This is a genomic window from Lactobacillus corticis, assembly GCF_018327645.1.
In the GTDB taxonomy this organism is placed as follows: domain Bacteria; phylum Bacillota; class Bacilli; order Lactobacillales; family Lactobacillaceae; genus Lactobacillus; species Lactobacillus corticis.
Genome location: NZ_BMAY01000001.1, coordinates 111,765 through 129,072 on the forward strand (window position 1 = coordinate 111,765; position 17,308 = coordinate 129,072).

Genomic DNA, 17,308 nt, shown 5'->3' on the forward strand with positions numbered 1-17,308 from the left:
ACACTATGCACTTAATTGATAACACAAATAGCCATGCTGACTTGGTTCAAAGTCAGCTCAACACTACTGATGCTAATTACGTTAAAGTGTATTCCCTCGGCAATACCGCGGTAATTTACACTGAAAGCGCCAAAGCCATCGGTATCGCACTTGAAAATCATGACCGCCGGGTTCGTGAAGACGAAATTGAATTTGTCGTCAAGCGCCTGGCTGCCAAGTACGAAGGGTCATATACCTTGACTGTTGATAAAAGCAGACATGTGGTGGAAATCCACATTGATAAGTAAGAAAAAAGACTGGATCACAAGATCCGGTCTTTTTTTGAGAACAGGTAGATTCAGTTTTAAAAAAATTTTTGATTAATAAAAGCTTGGCTTGGTCCAAGCAGTGTCAGGTTCGCCAATCCCCAAATTTGCTTGGTGGTAATCAGCTTCACCTGTCAGCAATTGGCTGGCAAATTTCGCCACTGCCTCCCGCGTAATTTGAGCTGAAGTGTATGGTTCACCCTTTTGGGTTACTTCCACTTTGGTGTTGGCTGGATTATTGTAGAGCCAAGTAGTCCGCAAAATTACATAGTCCAAGTCGGATTTTTCAATAATGTCAGCCGCTTCAACTAAAGGCGTTTGCCATACTAAACCAGTATTTGTCCGGTACCACTTTTGGAATGGACCACTAACTTCTTGATATAAGTCAGGAATTGACATTACGACTAAGCGGTTTACCTTAACTTCCTTTAAGGCAGCTGACAAAGTTTTAGCAATTTCTGGCGTAACTACGAAAGCCACAAAGACCCCATCAGTCCCAGCGACAGCTTCTTCAACCTCGCTTTGGTTTTTCAAATCGCCGTCGACAAACGTTACCCGGTCACCAGCATAACTGGCCAAACGCTGCGAAGCATGATGACCAAAAAGCACTAGGTCGGCATCGGTATTTTTCAACAAATAATCTGCCGTCATGCGACCAATTTGGCCGGTCGCAGCTAAAATTGCATATTTCATGTTTTTTCCTCCTTAATGATTCGTTGTCACTACTATACCGAGAAAAAGTAATGGAGAAAATTACTTCTTATGCAAGCGAGCATACGCAACATACATACAAAAAAAGCCTGAGCTTCTTGCTAAAAATATTTGCTAGCGAAAAAGCGCCATTGCCGGTAAAATATTTTAATAAGGAGGACCCCGTTATGTGTGAAAGTGTTGAAGAATTGGCGCGGATGATGGAAACCAGTCAAGTGGGTTCTGATTCCTATCTTGTGGCTAAGGCCCAATTAATTCGACTAGAGGAAATGACTGAGGATTTGCTAGTCGAATATAAGGAGCAATTTTAAACAGCCTTCAATCATCGGTCGATGGTTAAAGGCTGTTTTTGTGTGTTATACTTTTGGAAAAAATTCTTAAGGAGAAGGATATGAAGTTCTTATTACAATTTGATCCAGCTTCACCGGCTATTATTAATGCCAAGGATGAAGAACCATCGTTAAGTTTGCCCAAAAAGTTGCTCTTTGCCTTTGTGGAAAAAACAGCCATCGATGATTTTTTGACCGAAGTTCCCCACAAAATTCTGGGAAAGTTTGAGACAATCAGTTTCTCCCCTAATATCTATCAAGTTTGCATCAATGATGATATTTTCTGTCTTTGCCAAGTTCCTCTAGGGGCACCAGCGGCTTGTCAACTGCTAGACTTTTTGCATGCGCATGGCGTTCGCCAAGTATTAGCAGTGGGTTCCTGCGGGAGTCTGGTGCCCATGCCTGAAGGCAAACTGCTCTTAGTTGATAAAGCCTGGCGTGACGAAGGCTGTAGCCGTTTATATCAGCCGGACAGCAACTATTTTGAATTGTACTCTGCTTGGCAGGATCAGGTTAAAACCGCACTTAATTTGAATAAAGTTGCCTATCAGGACGTAACCACTTGGACGACTGATGGCTTTTTTAGAGAAACAAAAAGTAAGGTAACTACTATGATGCAAGTGGGCTGCCAAGTTGTTGAAATGGAGTGTGCTGGGTTGATCAGCGTTGCAAAATTTTATCACTTTGATTTTGCCCAAATTTTGTTTACGGCTGACAGCCTGGCAAATTTAGAACATGACCCGCGCAACTGGGGTAAAAAAGCCAACCAAAGCATCTTGTCCATCGTGTCGCCAGTATTGGCTAAACTATAAAAGCTCGAGCGTTTTACTCGAGCTTTTTGAATTATTCTGCATATTTCGTAACGTCTTCAACTACTTCCAAGCATCCCAAATAGTTGCCATTGGGATCTTTAACGGCGAAGAAGCGCTCCGAAATTTTCTGGTCATTTTTCTTAAAGACGATTTCCAACTGGTCCTTTTTCCCTTGTCTAAAAGCTTCTAAAATCTGCTTTACCTTAGGAATTGCCCATTGCGGGTGGCAAGAGTAGACGTCATTGCCCAAGGCGCTGTTAGAATGAGGAAAAACTTCGCTAGCGCCACCAAAAAACTTCACCTTGTCGTCCTTATCCACATAGGTTATTTGGAATGGCAGCAAGGCTAAAATGCCGGTTAATTCTTCCAAATTCAAACTGCCCCGAGCAAAGTTCAAACTAAGGCTCGTCAAATTGCCCACTGACAAGGAACCTGTCGCTTGGGCCGGCTTAGCCTGAGCTTTAGGCTGCCAATTCATGGGCTTTTGAATCAAAGCATAGCCGACACTGGCCTCATCCCGCTTTACCTCGCCCCAGTCGGCGGGACTTGCGACTTCATCAATCATCGGCAGCATGATTTCTTCTTCTTTAAAAATCATTTCTAAGACTTCATGACTAGTCTTTTTTACCAGCTCGGTCAATTTAGCCTTATCAACTGGATCTTCCTCCAGCGCCGTCTGCGTTTGTTTGATGAGGTCTAAGATATTATCGTCAACTCCCCACATAACTTGTGGCGGTGCCGTAATGCCGTATTTAACCATGATCGGAAACATCGACATTTCTTTTCGCTTGTAGTGCTTTTTGATTTGTCCCAAATCTTTGACTTCTTGCTGCAGACGCGCAACGGCTGTTTCATCGCCTTGTTCCCATTTGTGGAAATCCGGCAGCAAAGCGTCGTTAATTAGCGACTTAATGACAACATTTTCCAGCTTAAAGGTGTGCACTGGATGACCAGGAATTGAGAAATCAGGATTGCCTTGAGTTTCTTTAATATTGCCCTTAAACACTTCGGCATGAACATTGCACAAATATTGAATTTGGCGCGGATCAAGGCCATTGGCTATCAAGGCCCGTTCGGCAGCGGTAATTTCAGAAACATCGACTTGATCAAAAGATTCCGCAAACATTTTCTTGGCCGTCGCTAAATCGCCACCGTTTTGAATGTAATGCAAGATTTTAACAATTGCATCTTGCCGCTCTTGACTCAAATTTGCCATTATTCCACCACCTTGTAGCCTTTAGCCTCAAAGGCTTTTTTTATGTCCTCTAAGTTTAACTTCATTGCTTGTGCTCCTAAAGGAATCGTCATCACGCGCCCGACTGTTGTGAGCAGGCCCGGGATCTTAATTCGCGTAAAGCCACAATCATACATAATTTGCACAAAGTCAGGATATTTATCGGCAAGCTGTTTAATTGGTGCGGAAAAATCAATCACCTTGGCAGTTTCTGTTGCTTTTTCACTAGCCTCTGCCATCCCTAACTGCTTTTTGGCAGCTGGCGTCATCTTGTCGGGCGTCCAAACCGGGTACCAGACCAGCTGTACCTGACAATGGTTGATCCCCGCAACGCTAGTCACGGCCCGCTCAATTTGGTTTTGCAAATAGGTGGACAAGGGGCAGCCAGAAATCGTCAAGGTCATTTTGACCACAGCGGTATCGTCGTTGAGATCAATGCCGTAGATTAAGCCCAAGTTGACCACATCAACCAGCAATTCTGGATCTTCCACTGATTGCAGCGCGGTCATGATTTGGTCAATTAATTTTATTTTTGCTGTTTCCATGCTCATTTCCTGTCTTGTTAATTTGCTTAAAAGTTTCTGCTCTTATCATAGCACAGACACAAGATCTGGTAGTATGGTTAAATAAAAATCCATAATTAGTAGGCAAGACTAGGATTGCTCTTCAGGATAAAAAGCTTCTAAGAACTTTACGTTCAAGTTAACGACCTGCCCCTTTTCATCAACTACTTCTACAAAGGCGGTAGTGGTGGGACTAGCGGCAGCTTCCGCAATGAACGTTTTGGCGGCCTGATAGGAAGCAAACTCCTGGCTGAAGTAATGCTTTCCGCCCGCCACTAGGCAGAGCTTGAAGCTGCTGATATTAGCTGTGTTTGCCACAACTTCAGCAAGCGCTGGTTTTTGGGCAGCTTTTTCCGGATGGAACTTGCTAGTCCGCTCTAAGTGATAAGTGGTCCGCTTCTTCTCTTGAATCTCAGCCACCTTATCCTTAACCTGCTGCTGTTCTTCCCGCTGGCTGGACTTAATTGCCGTTAGCATGGCCATGCTCTTTTTAAGCGGTTCTGACGGCTCAACCGGCATGCTTTCAGACAATGCTTCCTGGGCTTTTTCGGCAGCAGCTTGTTTGGCAGCAGCAATTGCCTCGCGGTGTTCAGCTTCCCGGCGCTTAATAAAGGCTTCAATTTTCGGCAAAACTGCCGCTGGATAAATGGCATTGTTCTTTTTATAGCTGCTCGGCAAAATTTTCAATTCTGCTAAATATTGCTTGACTTTACCTTGTTTCAATTCAAGCCGTTTGGCCAATTCGGACAAGGTCATCGTCTTCAGCCGCTTTTGCCGTTTGGCGGCTTGCTGCTTGGTCAACGGCTTTTCTGGCTGCGGCGTTAATGGTTTTTCACGCCCTTCACTCCAAGCCCGATATTGCTCTAGCCAGTCTGCTTCTTGTGGATAGCCTTTAGAAGCTACTAGTTTTTGCGCTAACAAATAGCCAACTAACGCTTCAGTCTGCTGCGGCACCTGGTAACGAATCAAGTTGTTGGGGATCTTTTTAGGATCGCTTTCTGGCAAAAAGACCTTAGCCGCAGTGGGCGTGTTGAACAAATCTAACCGATCTTTATTGCGAGTCACATGGATCGCAAGCAAGTTGCCCTGACGCAGCTGGCCCAATTTACGAAAAGCGGTGTCATAGTCAAACCACTGGCCGGTAGAAGGAAGGAAGTTTGGCCGTTGCAAATCCCTGAAATGGTCCAGGAAAATTTTAGCCACGGGCTGCCCATCCTCTAAGTCGAAATCAAAAGCCTTGACCCGGCCTTCCAAATCAGACGTAATTTGTCGGAACTTTTTAATTTCTTCAGCGTTCTCATCCGCTTCTTGCAGGCGATCATAGTAATGATCGTGCTTAGATGGCTGATAGGTAACCTCTACATGGCCCTTATATTCGTCGAATACTTCCACCCGCTTCTTTTCCTGGTAGCGATTGCGCCAGAATTTAGGCAGCGGCTTGTTGGACAATTGCAAAACCCAATCATCTTTTCTATCATAATTGCTTAAAATCTTGCCTTTATCGGTAAAGACGCCAGCATGCGCAATCACGGTTGGGCCCAGCCCGTACTTGGTAATCGTTTTGTTGCCGGTGTAGGAGATAATTTTACTCTTGCCAAACAGCATATCGCCAATTCCAATAACTTGGTGCTCGGTATTGGTCAAAAACTTAATGCGATGGGGTTTGAGCCACACGTGTTGGTCCAATAGATAGTTTTGCGTCCAGGAACGTTCCGGCACATAACTGAAATAATTTAGCAGGATGGACCCGTCTAAATCGCCACTCGAAGGAGGAAAAACGTCGGTGACGACCCCGCACCAGCTTAACCACATCCCGGTTTCGTAATAGGGACGCAAATAGCCATGGTTATTGAGGGGTGATTTATATTCGCTTGCGAAAAAGTCATACATGCGATGGCGGACCACATTAGCTTCATGATTAAGATCATGGTTCTTTTTGGTTGAAACCAATAACTTCGGCCCGACGCTTTTCTTTTGCGCGGGCCCGGGATCCACCGGCGGTTTTCGTTTAGCAAGTTGTTTTTTATGGTGCAGCATTTTTTTAATATTTTTAGTTCTCATATGTATCGTCTCCTTTAGCTTAAATGCCAGTTTTTCACATTAAATTATAACACGCCGCTTTTATTCGCCCTGGTCAGGCCCGGTTAATAAAAAAAGCAGACAGGTATCTTAACCCTGTCTGCTAAAGTTACAACTATAACTTTTCAGTTAATTTAACATCTGGATATTTATCGTGGAAGAAGCGCATGGCAAATTCATTTTCAAATAAGAAGAGCGGATTGCCATAGCGGTCCTTCACCAGTAAGTTACGGGAACTGGACATGGCCGGATCCAGCTGGTCGGGATCAATCCAGCGCGCTACCCGGTGACCAATTGAATTCATTTCCACTTCGGAATTATATTCATTCTTCATTCGGAATTGGAAAACTTCAAATTGCAATTGCCCTACTGCTCCGAGTATGTAGTCATCAGTTTGGTAATTTTGGTAAAGCTGAATGGCCCCTTCTTGAACCAGTTGGTTGATCCCCTTATGGAAGGACTTTTGCTTCATCACGTTCTTGGCCGTTACCCGAACAAATAATTCAGGCGTGAATTCTGGAAGCGGCGGGAAGACCAGGTCTTTCTTGCCGGCATAAATACTGTCGCCAATTTGGAAATTACCCGTATCATATAAACCGACAATATCGCCGGCCACGGCATCATTGACCCGGACCCGTTCACTGGACATGAATTCAGTAGCGTTATTGAGCCGGATTTGCTTGCCCGTCCGCGCCAAAGTGACGTCCATGCCCGGTTTAAATTCGCCGCTGGCCACCCGAACAAAGGCAATCCGGTCACGGTGGTTAGGGTTCATATTGGCCTGGATCTTAAAGACAAAACCAGCGAAAGTTGGATCATCAGCTGGCAATTTTTCATCTTCATTAACGAGATGGCTGCTTGGAGCTGGTGCCAAGTCAACGAAGCTTTGCAAGAAAGTCTCGACCCCAAAGTTGGTTAAAGCTGAACCAAAGAAGACCGGCGTTTGGTCGCCAGCCAGCACTTTTGCTTTGTCAAAAGTATTGCCGGCTTCTTTGATCAAGTCGATTGACTCTAGCGTCTCCTGGTATTGCGGATCCGCTGCCAATTCACTGTCAGCAACCTGGCCGTTTTCATCCAGCGGCACAAAGCGATCAGCGTCGTCTTTGCGGTAAAGTTCAATCCGGTTGTTGGCAATATCATATAGCCCCTTCAGGGTCTTGCCCATGCCGATTGGCCAGTTCATCGCCACCCCTTCAATCCCCAAGAGGTCTTCTAGTTCGGCGATCAAATCAAGCGGATCGCGGCCATCCCGGTCCAATTTGTTCATAAAGGTAAAAATTGGAATCCCGCGCTGCTTAACAACCTTGAACAGTTTCTTGGTTTGCGGCTCGATCCCTTTTGCGGAGTCAATTACCATGACGGCAGCGTCAACCGCCATCAAAGTCCGGTAGGTATCTTCAGAAAAGTCTTGGTGCCCCGGGGTGTCCAAGATATTAATCCGTTTGCCTTGGTATTCGAATTGCATTACCGAACTGGTTACGGAAATCCCCCGCTTTTTTTCAATTTCCATCCAGTCACTAGTCGCATAGTGACCAGTCTTGCGGGCTTTAACGGTACCGGCACTCCGAATGACGCCACCAAAAAGCAGCAATTGTTCAGTAATCGTAGTTTTCCCGGCATCGGGGTGCGAAATAATGGCAAAAGTCCGCCGCTTATTTACTTTTTCAGTTAATTCGTTCATTAATCTTCGTCTGCTTCTTCCTCTTGCTGTGTCAATTTATCTGGAATGGTTAACAAAACCGTGCTCAAGCGTGAGCCCTTCATGCGCCGCGTGGTCAAAACCATCCCGTTATCAAGCTTTACGCTTAATTTTTCTCCCTTGGCAGGAATTACGCCCAAGGTGGTAATCATATAGCCGGCAACCGTATCAACATCTTCCATTTCCAGGTCGGTGCCAAATTCTTCGTTGAAATCATCCAGCAGCATCTTGCCATGAATAATGTATTGCTGATTATTGAGCTTGGTAAAGAGGACTTCGGTTTGATCCACCTCATCATCAATGTCGCCAACAATTTCTTCAATCAGGTCTTCGATCGTGGCTAATCCGGTTACTCCGCCAAATTCATCCAGCAAAATTGCCAGTTGGCGCTGGGTATCCTGCATTTCCACCAAGAGATCGCTGATCAGGGTGGTTTCAGGGGCAAATAAGGCTTCCCCCATTACATCCTGATAGTCTAGTTTGTCAAACCCAACTTGCCGAGCCCGGCGCAAGACATTGCGAATGTGGATTACGCCGACAATGTGGTCCTTATCTCCTTGGTAAACCGGGATCCGGGAGTATGGTTCTCGCAGAATTTCATCCAAATTTTTCGAAAATGGATCGTCCATATCAATCATAAAAGCATCTGTGCGGGGAACCATCACTTCCCGAGCCGTTTTTTGTTGGAAATTCAAAATGCCTTGCAGCATGGAAAACTCAGGATCGGTTAACTGGTGCTGATCATGAAAATCTTTGATTTCTTGGGACAAGCGTTCCTTAGGATCAGCATCCTTGTCAGGGTCTAACTTATGTTTGAGGCGCTCAAAAAAGCCGCCCGCCGCGGGGTCGCTCATAGTGGTTCTCTCTTTCTATAAAAAGTGCATTAAATAAATTGATTATAGCACAGCTTGCTAATTAATATGATAAAATAGCGCTTAGTTAGGAGGTCCATCATGAAAAAAAGCCATATTTTGCTAGTTTTTACTTTTTTGCTGCTCATCCCCTATATTTGCAGCTTGATGATCATTGGGATCGGCTACAACGCCTTGGTGCTGCACTCAGGCGAAATCTTCCGCAGTTTGATCGGCTCTTTGTGCGGTGCCTTCATCATGATTGGCATCAAGGCAACGATTCAGCGGCCGCTGGACTTGCTCGCCAATGAAACGGCCGATGGCTTGATGAAACAACTGCTGCGCTTTTTCAGCGTTCGCCGGCGTTACTGGGCCATGGCTGCGAATGTCATCTTGGACTTCGTCTTGTGCTATGCGGCTACCAATTTGATTCGCGACTTTTTCACTTTAGACGAAATTGTTGGCAGCCTCATCGGCTACGTGCTCCTAATCATGTTTATTTCGACCTGCCTAGGGGCCTATGTCGAATATGAGAACCTCTCAATCGATCCCCAAGCCAAATAACTTATTCGCTGACCTGCAGATAAACTGTCTGGGTCAGCTTTTTTTCGGCCTGGTTCAAGCGCTGCAGAACATAAGGCGTGTCGCTGTCGCCTAGATTTTGGTAAATCTTGGCACCCATTTCAGCCGCTTTTTCCAAAAATTCCGGAATAACCTGGTTCAATGGCAACGAGAAGAAGGCCATGGTTTGGGTGCTTGCGACACTAGCAACCTCAGCCTTAGGCAAATCAAAACTCATTAAACCAGCCGGCTTAGTTACCTGGCCGCGCGGCACGCACACCCCGTACCAGTACATAAAGTTTTCAGGGCCAAAGACCACTAAACTAGCCCGTTGGTCAGCTAAGTTATTGTCAGCCAAAAACTTTTGAAAGACTTCATCTTGTTCCATTTGACTGTTGGCCTGGGTAAAAGTCCGACCGGCATCAATGGCGCTGTCGGGAAATGGCCGACCAATTAAAGTTAAAGCTTCTTCTGTATGCATCGTAACTCCTTTGTTGTCTTAATATTCTTCCAGTTCATCCCACGGGATGATTTCACCATTTAAAAAAGCATCAATTTCACCGGATGAAAAACCATGCTGGTATAAATAAGTCCGCATTTTTTGCTGCCGCTGGGTGCCTTGATAGCGCCGGGTCCGTTTATAGGCCTTAATCCCTTGCTGCTTTAAAGCTTCTAGCTGCTGGTCGCTATCTTCTTGGGACATGGCCTGGTCCAACACCATTTGTGCCAAGTCACCGCTAAAGCCGTGGCTCAGCAATTTAGTCCGCATCTTTTGCCCCAATTCGCGCTGCGAAATCTTGCCGGCCTTGCTGTTTAGCGACTTGACCACTTTTTGACCGACTGCCAGCCAGTCGCTGTCAGCAACTTCAGCTAAGCGATTTTCAATGATGTCTTCTTGGACGCCCTTTTGCTGCAGCTTGCGGCGCAAACTATTTGGACCGTCCGTACCAACATGCAGATTATTTTTAATGAATAATTTGGCATATTGGCTATCGTCCAAATATCCCAGCTCGCTGAGTTCGCTGACTGCCCGCTGGGCCGCTTGGGGCGAAGCCTTTTTCTGGTCGAGGTAGGTCAATACCTCATAAATAGTCCGTGGCTGATAGCTTAAGTAGTGTGCTGCCAGTTCACTGACTTTGGCATCCTGATCGAATTGCTTGAGCTCTTCAATTTTTTCCTCGCTCAGTTCCTGCCCCTTCAGCAGCACGTATTCAGCCAAGGTCTTTTCACTAACGGAAAAGGCATACTGCCCATCCAGAAAAATATTATAGCGACCTGGACGTTTCTGTCTACTTACTTTGGTAATTATTGGCATTGTTTTCCTCCATTCACAAAGATAATCCTAGCAAATTTTCAAAATCCTTGCTATGCGCTTTTCACTCAGAGTACAATTTAGCAAGTAATTAGTTTTTTGTAGAAAGAATTGAGTTATGCATAAACAATTTAAGCGCAAACCGCAAAAAGAAAAAGACGTCATTATTACCATTAAGCGTCTCGGCATTAATGGTGAAGGGGTCGGCTACTATAAAAAGAAGATCATTTTTATTCCCGGCGCCCTGCCAAATGAAGTGGTCGTAGCCAAAATTACGGTTGATAAGCCCCGTTATTTAGAAGGCGAACTTGTGAGAATTAAAGAAAAATCGCCTGACCGGGTCGACTTTCCCAAGGGTGTTGATCCGCGCATCGGCGGCTTGGAATTAGCCCACCTCGCCTATCCGGCGCAGTTAGCCTTCAAGCATGATATTGTCGTAGAATCTCTGCGGCGCTACCATCCGCGGGCTTGGCAAAAGTACAAGGTTAAGCCCACCATCCCCGCACCAAGCGAGTGGGGCTACCGCAACAAGGCCCAATATCAAATCGAACGGCCAAAGGGTCAGACCAAGCTGGGGTTATTTGCTCCCAATTCCCATGACCTGATTGACCTGCCGGAGATGCCGACCCAAAGTCCGCTGACCCAGAAAATTGAACGGCAAGCCAAAAGTCTGGTTGATAAATTGCGAATTCCGATTGCCAACCCTTACCGCCATACCAAGGGGCTAAAAACCATTGTCGTGCGGGAAGCTTTTGCTAGCAAGCAAGTACAAGTGACTTTGATTACGGTTGGGCATGAAATTCTCCGCCTGCCTGAATTGGCTGAAGCTTTGATGAAGCTGGATCATGTCGTTAGCGTTTATCAAAATGAAACCACTTGGGACAATCCACAAGTTTGGGGCAACAAGACGGAAAAATTAGCGGGCCAAAACCAAATTATGGAAGTCCTCTTAGACAAGAAGTTTGCCCTGTCGCCACGGGCCTTCTTCCAGCTTAACCCGGTTCAAACCGCCAACTTGTACCAAACGGCCCTGAAGTATTTGGACCTGACGCCGGACATGACCTTGATTGATGCTTATGCCGGCGTCGGAACCTTGGGCATTTTAGCTAGCGACTTTGTTAAACAAGTCATTGGGATTGAAACCATCCCTGAAGCTGTTGCCGATGCTAAACACAACGTCCAGCTCAACCATGTTAAAAACGCCGACTACCTGCAAGGCAGCGTTGAAAAAATTCTGCCGCAATTGCAAAAATCGGGCGTCCCGATCGACGCTTTGATCGTTGACCCGCCAAGAACGGGGTTGGCTAAGAGCTTGATCAAGACTTTGTTAAAGGTGCAGCCTAAGACTTTTGTTTACATTTCCTGCAACCCATCTACCTTGGCCCAGGATCTGGTCTTATTAGGCGAAAAGTACGATGTCCGCGTAATTCAAAATGTCGACATGCTGCCACAAACGCCACGCTGCGAATGCGTTGCTAAGCTGGTTTTGCGCGATAAATAAACTAAAAAGCCAAGATGAAAAATCATCTTGGCTTTTTTTAGTGGTTGTTGAGGTAGCTCATCAAGTGACCGTCCCGAAAAATGCATCACAGAAGAAAGACGGCCACCCACTTGTTCGGGTCTTTTACAATATACGTAATAAATAATAATTGGAATTATCAGATGCTGCCAGCAAAAGGAAAATAGGAGCAACATCCTCAGGGAATCTTTTCCAATAATAATACAATTCTGGAGATAAAAACTTACTTATTCGTTATTCATCTACCTCGTCCACACCAATCATTATAGCAGGATGTAAGCGCTTTTTAAACCCTATTTAAGGTATTTTGCCAAGAACTTTTGCACATGTTGTTTATAAGCTTTGGGATATGATTCAAACGACTTGGCATGGGCCACGCCCTTGGTTACCCATAGCTCCTTAGGTCCCCGACTTGCTTGATAGTTCTGGTAAACCATCCAAGTAGGCACAAATTTATCCTTGTTGCCGTGGATGAAAAGCATTGGCCGCTGGTTATGGTGCAGCATTTTAATAGCTGAAGCTTCGCCCAAATAGTTGCCGACTTTGATTTTATTAATTAAAGACAGAATTTCCACTAAAGGAAACCGCGGAACTGCCGGCATGTTATATAAAGCTTGAGCCTCATGCTCGATTTCATCTTTGACATCGGTATAACCACAGTCTTCAATGAAGGCTTTTACCTGGCTCGGCAACTTAATCCCACTAGTCATCATCGCCGTCGCCCCGCCCATGGAGACGCCAAAGATTACGATTTGCGAATCCTGGCCATTTTTCTTAATGACCTGCTTGCCCCACTTGCGCACATCATAGCGTTCCGGCCAGCCGTAGCCGATGTACTTGCCTTGGCTCTGACCATGGGCCCGGGCATCAGGCAAAAGAGTATTGTAGCCAAGTTGATGGAACATGGCGGCATATTCGCCCATGGTGTTTTTATTATTCATGTAGCCATGCAGGATAATCACTGTTTTCTTTGAGCCGGCCTTAGGAATATAATTAGCGTCAAGGCGCAAGTTGTCAGTGGCCGACTTCATGTACCAGCGCTGCTTCTTGGTCTCGCGATACCATTTCTGGTCTTTGTATACTATACTGGTCTTAGCATAGTGTGTCTTGCTTCCTAAAAAGCTCTTTTTGCCTGGTACGACCGCAACATTAAAAAAGTACATCCCGGCTGCCCCTAAAACCACGCCAAGGACGACAATAACGCCAATTAGCCACGCCAACCAGTGATGCTTTTTGGGCGTGTTTGTTTGTAATTTATGCAATTTTTCTTCTCCAGTTGTATATAAATATCAATAACAACTAGTATACTTTTTCTTAACAAAAATAGCAATATCAAAAATGCAATTAACCAATTTTTTACAGTTGATTACCGATCTGGATAATCAAATTACCTTTTATTACCAAATTGATGGACAGACCTTTCCCTTATCCAAATTAACCCTCACCAGCACTGCCTGCCTAGCAACGAGCTCCCAAACTCCGCTGACCAAAGAACGGATTGCCAAAATTGTGAAAAATATGCATCACCGCAGCCTGCCGCTGCTGGTCGGTTCGTCGCAAACAAAAAGCGTTCCTGTTTATGGCCTCCATATTGATCTGCAGGCACATACAGCAACGCTGATGTAGTATATTTTTTATTTTTGACGGTATTGGCGGATGTGGTTTTGCGTGCCCGCAAAGTACCAAACGCCCGTTTCTTCATCACTGGTCAAAACTTCCCCATCAGTTGGGTTAGCAAGAGCAGCATTAAAGATCGTTTCGTATTCTGGAATTGTTACATGCTTCCGACGGTCCAAGAGCGCCTGGTCACCTCTAGGGTTCAACTGGTCTTGGTAGCCATCAACCAAGTTGCCTGAGTAAAATTCAGCCATCGCCCCCGAGCCGTAGGAGAAGAGTCCGATTAAGGAGTTGGGTTCAAGTTCTCCGCGTTCTAAGAGGCTGAGCAAGCTCAAATATAGGGATCCGGTATAAATATTGCCAACTTCCATTGAAAGCTGCTTAGAAGCTTCAAAGGCCTTTACCAGCTTTTCTGCCACTTCAGGGCTTTCCCCGGCAATTGCCAGGTCGTTAGCCTTCTTGCCCATCTTGGTGAATGGCAGGTGATAAACAATGCTGCTGAAGTCTTGCGTGTTCCAGCCCTTTTGCTCCTTGTAAGCCGCAAAAGTATGCTTGAAGAAATCTAAATAAACCTGGGTTGAATACTTGCCATCAACCATGGCCACGGCTGAGTCATTCGGGCGCCAGAAGTCATTGATGTCATCGCTCCAGGCACTGTGACCGTCATTTAGGTCAAGAATCCGCGGCGAGCTGGAAATCAATAAGCTGATGCTGCCCGCTCCTTGGGTAACTTCCCCAGCTGTTGCCACCCCGTAACGAGCAATATCGCTGCCAATGACGAGGGCAGTTTGGTCAGGATGAGCCCGAACAAAATCGCGAGCAATCATAATCCCGGCCGTCAGACCGAAGCAGGCTTCTTTTACCTCAAAAGTCCGCACTTCCGGCGCTAAATTTAAGGCTTTTTTGACAAATAAGGAGGCTGACTTTGATTGGTCGACGCTGCTTTCAGTCCCAAATACCAAAAGGCCGACTTTGGCTGAATCAATATTATCCAGGTAGCGCAAAGTTCCATTGATCCCCATCGAAACCGCGTCCTGGGTGGAGTCGGCCAAACTCATGCGCTTTTGGCCGATCCCAATCAAGTACTTGTTGGGATCAACATTGCGGGCTTCAGCCAGTTCCACCATATCAACGTATTTATTAGGGGTAAAAAAACCAATCTGATCAATACCAATACTCATATATTTTTCTCCTAGCAATTATTTTTTCTTGTTCATGCGCAAGCGTCGTAAGCTGGCCTGGGCCGCTTCTTGGGTATAAGTCTGTTTTTGACGCAAATCAGCCAAGACTGCCTTTTTCTCGGCTTCGCTGGCATCGAGGCTGGCCACTAAATTGCGGGCTTGCAGGCGCATATGACCCGCTTGAATGCCATCAGTAGAAATGGCCTTCAATGCTGCCAAATTGTTAGCAAGACCTACGCTAGCAATAATTTCTGCCAGCTGCTTGGCTGAAACTTGGCCTAATAGCTGAAAGTTCTCGCTGACGTCGCTGCGAGCCTTGATTGACCCGCCGACCGTGCCAATTGCCAATGGCAGGGTCAATTCGCCAGTAAGTTCACCGTTCTCATAATACCACTTGCTCAAGCTGCGGTATTGGCCGCTTTGATTAGCCCAGACCGCGACGGCATTTTCGACCGCGCGCCAATCCTGGCCCAGAGCCAGCAAACAGGCGTCAACGCCATTCATAATGCCCTTGTTGTTGGTAACGGCCCGATAAACATCATCATGCCCAATCTGACTTAACAAGGCGATGCGTTTGGCAGCTGCTTCGCCTCCGACCGCCTCAGCGGACACGCTCCCTTTAACTTTGACAAATTGGCTGGGGTAATTGGATAAGATTGCAAATAGCTTGTCTTCTACGCCGCTTTCTTGGTCAAGCTGCTGGCCCAAATATTCCAAGATAGCATTGGTTTTATTAGCACCCATGGCTTCCGCCGGGTCCACCAGCACTAAAAGATAAACCAGCTGTTTTTCCTGGCGAGCCGTAATTTTCTTGACCCCGCCGCCATGCCGGACAAGTGAAGCGAATTGTCGATTAGCCAAATCAAGCAGCTGCGGAAACTGCTGGCGCAATTTTTCCAAGCTGAAGTCAGAGTTGACCTGCAGCACAATCTGACCATAAATTCCCTTGCGCTGGCTCTTAGCCGTTAAGCCGCCATGATGGTTAAACATATTGGCCCCATTATTGGCTGCCGCTACCACGCTGGGTTCTTCAATCGCCATCGGGACCAAATAGTCGCGCCCATTAACCCGCAGCTTGGTAATGACGCCAACCGGCAAGGTCAACCGGCTAATTACATTTTCACTTAATTTATCAACCTGCTCAAGCAGCTGCTGATCCACACTGGCTAAATGATAGCCTTGAGCGGCCAGCAACTTGCGCCGCTCATCAATTGATAAACGATAAAATTTCATTTCTAAACGCGCTTAATTTCATATGCGATGGCTAAGCCGCCACCAATACATAGCGAAGCAATTGCCTGCTTTCCAGCCATTTGCTCCAGGCTATTGACTGCCGCCAAGACTAATCTAGTACCGGTTGCACCCAGAGGATGTCCTAAGGCTAAGGCCCCACCAGCTGGATTTAGTTGCTCTGGGGCAATCTGCAAATCGCGACTAACTGCGATGGCCTGTGCCGCAAAAGCTTCATTAAGTTCAACAACATCGTAGTCTGACAAAGACTTCCCGGTCTTTTGCAAAAGATCTTTCATGGCAAAGTAAGGCGTATAGCCCATGTAGGCCGGATCAAAACCGACCTCGCTGTAAGCACCTAGTTCAGCTAGAGGCGTGAGGCCTAATTCCTGAACCTTGCTGGCAGTCGCCAAGATGAGCATGCTAGCTCCATCAGAGACTGGCGAAGAGGTTCCCGCCGTAACCAAACCATCGGCCTTAAAGACAGGATCAAGTTCTGCCAGCTTGGCAACCGTCGTATCTGGGCGAATAGTTTCATCGTGGGTCAAAGTTTGCCCATTGAGCTCGCTTGGCAAAATTTCATCCTTGAACCAGCCAGCTTGCACGGCCTTAGCCGCTTTCATATGACTTTGGTAAGCAAATTCATCCATTTCTGCCCGGCCAACATGGTAGCGCTGGGCCACATTTTCAGCGGTAAGCCCCATGGCTTGACCAGAAAAAGCATCTTCGAGGCCATCTCGCATCAAAACGTTGACTAAGTGCCCAGCCGGGTCGTCTTTGTATTTTTTAGCTAGGACAAATGGCGTGTTAGTCATTGACTCAATTCCGCCAACGGCTACTAAGCCAAAATCGCCTAGCCGCATTTGCGCTTCCGCTAGCCGGACCGCCTTCAAACTAGACCCACAAACCTCATTGATGGTTACTGCTGTACTAGTCTGATTTAAGCCGCTTTTTAGGGCCACCTGCCGAGCGGGATTTTGCCCCTGGCCAGCTGCATAAACATTACCTAAAAATACCGCATCCAGCTGTTTGGGGCTAAGGCCATACTTGTCCAGTACTCCCTTTAAGGCCATGGTGCCTAAATCAACAGCAGTTTGGTCTTTAAAGAAGCCGCGATAACGGCCAAAAGGCGTCCGTCCGCCAGCAACGATATATATCTTTTCCAATTTTTTCTCCTAAATAATGCATAGTGCAAAATTACTACTAGATCATTAATCTTAGCGGAAAAGTCGAACGTTTACCAGTCTCTCGCCCAGACTTAAGATTTTTTCAAAAAAAAGCTCCATTTGCGGTTCTAAAACCAAC

General features: G+C 46.2%; 18 protein-coding genes. 6 read left to right on the forward strand and 12 right to left on the reverse strand.

The genetic code is table 11. The features are described 5' to 3' along the window. The first annotated feature begins 5 nt into the window (after positions 1-5). The gene (locus KI210_RS00500; RefSeq protein WP_212779934.1) at positions 6-287 is read left to right on the forward strand and encodes a DUF1827 family protein; all 282 of its coding nucleotides are present in this window, start codon (positions 6-8) and stop codon (positions 285-287) included. 72 nt (positions 288-359) lie between these two features. On the opposite strand, the gene KI210_RS00505 is transcribed toward KI210_RS00500, so the two are convergent. Continuing rightward, positions 360-998 carry an NAD(P)H-binding protein gene (locus KI210_RS00505; RefSeq protein WP_212779935.1) on the reverse strand — a complete coding sequence of 213 codons (639 nt, stop codon included), beginning with the start codon at positions 996-998 and terminating at the stop codon, positions 360-362. Between the two features lie 185 nt (positions 999-1,183). On the opposite strand from KI210_RS00505, the gene KI210_RS00510 reads away from it, so the two are divergent. Both KI210_RS00510 and KI210_RS00515 read left to right on the forward strand, forming a co-directional pair. Beyond that, positions 1,184-1,327, forward strand: a complete 144-nt coding sequence (locus tag KI210_RS00510) for a hypothetical protein (protein ID WP_212779936.1) — start codon at positions 1,184-1,186, stop codon at positions 1,325-1,327. Positions 1,328-1,407: 80 nt separating this feature from the next. Continuing rightward, positions 1,408-2,157, forward strand: a complete 750-nt coding sequence (locus tag KI210_RS00515) for a nucleoside phosphorylase (RefSeq protein WP_212779937.1) — start codon at positions 1,408-1,410, stop codon at positions 2,155-2,157. A gap of 31 nt (positions 2,158-2,188) precedes the next feature. On the opposite strand, the gene KI210_RS00520 is transcribed toward KI210_RS00515, so the two are convergent. The 5 genes from KI210_RS00520 to KI210_RS00540 form a co-directional block, all read right to left on the reverse strand. Beyond that, the gene (locus tag KI210_RS00520; protein WP_212779938.1) at positions 2,189-3,373 is read right to left on the reverse strand and encodes a DUF438 domain-containing protein; all 1,185 of its coding nucleotides are present in this window, start codon (positions 3,371-3,373) and stop codon (positions 2,189-2,191) included. Then, on the reverse strand, positions 3,373-3,936 hold the full coding sequence (locus KI210_RS00525) for an iron-sulfur cluster assembly protein (RefSeq protein ID WP_212779939.1): 564 nt from the start codon (positions 3,934-3,936) through the stop codon (positions 3,373-3,375). The genes KI210_RS00520 and KI210_RS00525 overlap by 1 nt, the downstream gene beginning before the upstream one ends. 108 nt (positions 3,937-4,044) lie before the next feature. Further along, complete coding sequence (locus KI210_RS00530) at positions 4,045-6,015, reverse strand: hypothetical protein (RefSeq protein ID WP_212779940.1); 1,971 nt, start codon at positions 6,013-6,015, stop codon at positions 4,045-4,047. Positions 6,016-6,148: 133 nt separating this feature from the next. Then, positions 6,149-7,714 (reverse strand): peptide chain release factor 3, encoded by a 1,566-nt coding sequence (locus tag KI210_RS00535; protein ID WP_212779941.1) that lies wholly within the window; start codon positions 7,712-7,714, stop codon positions 6,149-6,151. Continuing rightward, a complete protein-coding gene (locus KI210_RS00540; protein ID WP_212779942.1) occupies positions 7,714-8,586 on the reverse strand; it encodes a hemolysin family protein in 873 nt (290 codons plus the stop codon). Before KI210_RS00540 ends, KI210_RS00535 begins: the two co-directional genes overlap by 1 nt. 99 nt (positions 8,587-8,685) lie before the next feature. Here KI210_RS00540 and KI210_RS00545 point away from each other — a divergent pair, with 99 nt between their 5' ends. Further along, entirely contained in the window at positions 8,686-9,147 is a 462-nt protein-coding gene (locus KI210_RS00545; protein ID WP_212779943.1) for a hypothetical protein, read from the forward strand. Between the two features lies 1 nt (position 9,148). Here the strand turns inward: KI210_RS00545 and KI210_RS00550 are convergent, their stop codons facing one another. Further along, entirely contained in the window at positions 9,149-9,625 is a 477-nt protein-coding gene (locus KI210_RS00550; RefSeq protein ID WP_212779944.1) for a hypothetical protein, read from the reverse strand. 18 nt (positions 9,626-9,643) lie between these two features. Continuing rightward, a complete protein-coding gene (gene recX, locus KI210_RS00555) occupies positions 9,644-10,459 on the reverse strand; it encodes a recombination regulator RecX (protein WP_212779945.1) in 816 nt (271 codons plus the stop codon). A 115-nt stretch (positions 10,460-10,574) separates the two neighbouring features. Between recX and rlmD the strand changes: the two genes are divergently transcribed. After that, positions 10,575-11,957 (forward strand): 23S rRNA (uracil(1939)-C(5))-methyltransferase RlmD, encoded by a 1,383-nt coding sequence (gene rlmD, locus KI210_RS00560; RefSeq protein WP_212779946.1) that lies wholly within the window; start codon positions 10,575-10,577, stop codon positions 11,955-11,957. 311 nt (positions 11,958-12,268) lie between these two features. Here rlmD and KI210_RS00565 read toward each other — a convergent pair whose 3' ends face one another. Continuing rightward, positions 12,269-13,237, reverse strand: coding sequence for an alpha/beta hydrolase (locus KI210_RS00565; protein ID WP_246487293.1), 969 nt, complete (start codon positions 13,235-13,237; stop codon positions 12,269-12,271). 76 nt (positions 13,238-13,313) lie between these two features. On the opposite strand from KI210_RS00565, the gene KI210_RS00570 reads away from it, so the two are divergent. After that, positions 13,314-13,601, forward strand: coding sequence for a hypothetical protein (locus tag KI210_RS00570; RefSeq protein WP_212779947.1), 288 nt, complete (start codon positions 13,314-13,316; stop codon positions 13,599-13,601). An 8-nt stretch (positions 13,602-13,609) separates the two neighbouring features. On the opposite strand, the gene KI210_RS00575 is transcribed toward KI210_RS00570, so the two are convergent. From KI210_RS00575 to KI210_RS00585, 3 genes are read right to left on the reverse strand one after another with little or no spacing between them, the layout of a single operon-like run. Next, positions 13,610-14,773 carry a hydroxymethylglutaryl-CoA synthase gene (locus KI210_RS00575; protein ID WP_212779948.1) on the reverse strand — a complete coding sequence of 388 codons (1,164 nt, stop codon included), beginning with the start codon at positions 14,771-14,773 and terminating at the stop codon, positions 13,610-13,612. An 18-nt stretch (positions 14,774-14,791) separates the two neighbouring features. Beyond that, positions 14,792-16,006 (reverse strand): hydroxymethylglutaryl-CoA reductase, degradative, encoded by a 1,215-nt coding sequence (locus tag KI210_RS00580; protein ID WP_212779949.1) that lies wholly within the window; start codon positions 16,004-16,006, stop codon positions 14,792-14,794. Positions 16,007-16,008: 2 nt separating this feature from the next. Then, positions 16,009-17,169 (reverse strand): thiolase family protein, encoded by a 1,161-nt coding sequence (locus KI210_RS00585; protein WP_212779950.1) that lies wholly within the window; start codon positions 17,167-17,169, stop codon positions 16,009-16,011. Positions 17,170-17,308: the final 139 nt, after the last annotated feature.

Bases quoted from the DNA above. Each gene is read 5' to 3' on its own strand.
- KI210_RS00500 (WP_212779934.1), top strand. From the start codon at position 6: ATGCACTTAATTGATAACACAAATAGCCATGCTGACTTGGTTCAAAGT.
- KI210_RS00505 (WP_212779935.1), bottom strand. From the start codon at position 998: ATGAAATATGCAATTTTAGCTGCGACCGGCCAAATTGGTCGCATGACG.
- KI210_RS00510 (WP_212779936.1), top strand. From the start codon at position 1,184: ATGTGTGAAAGTGTTGAAGAATTGGCGCGGATGATGGAAACCAGTCAA.
- KI210_RS00515 (WP_212779937.1), top strand. From the start codon at position 1,408: ATGAAGTTCTTATTACAATTTGATCCAGCTTCACCGGCTATTATTAAT.
- KI210_RS00520 (WP_212779938.1), bottom strand. From the start codon at position 3,373: ATGGCAAATTTGAGTCAAGAGCGGCAAGATGCAATTGTTAAAATCTTG.
- KI210_RS00525 (WP_212779939.1), bottom strand. From the start codon at position 3,936: ATGGAAACAGCAAAAATAAAATTAATTGACCAAATCATGACCGCGCTG.
- KI210_RS00530 (WP_212779940.1), bottom strand. From the start codon at position 6,015: ATGAGAACTAAAAATATTAAAAAAATGCTGCACCATAAAAAACAACTT.
- KI210_RS00535 (WP_212779941.1), bottom strand. From the start codon at position 7,714: ATGAACGAATTAACTGAAAAAGTAAATAAGCGGCGGACTTTTGCCATT.
- KI210_RS00540 (WP_212779942.1), bottom strand. From the start codon at position 8,586: ATGAGCGACCCCGCGGCGGGCGGCTTTTTTGAGCGCCTCAAACATAAG.
- KI210_RS00545 (WP_212779943.1), top strand. From the start codon at position 8,686: ATGAAAAAAAGCCATATTTTGCTAGTTTTTACTTTTTTGCTGCTCATC.
- KI210_RS00550 (WP_212779944.1), bottom strand. From the start codon at position 9,625: ATGCATACAGAAGAAGCTTTAACTTTAATTGGTCGGCCATTTCCCGAC.
- recX (WP_212779945.1), bottom strand. From the start codon at position 10,459: ATGCCAATAATTACCAAAGTAAGTAGACAGAAACGTCCAGGTCGCTAT.
- rlmD (WP_212779946.1), top strand. From the start codon at position 10,575: ATGCATAAACAATTTAAGCGCAAACCGCAAAAAGAAAAAGACGTCATT.
- KI210_RS00570 (WP_212779947.1), top strand. From the start codon at position 13,314: ATGCAATTAACCAATTTTTTACAGTTGATTACCGATCTGGATAATCAA.
- KI210_RS00575 (WP_212779948.1), bottom strand. From the start codon at position 14,773: ATGAGTATTGGTATTGATCAGATTGGTTTTTTTACCCCTAATAAATAC.
- KI210_RS00580 (WP_212779949.1), bottom strand. From the start codon at position 16,006: ATGAAATTTTATCGTTTATCAATTGATGAGCGGCGCAAGTTGCTGGCC.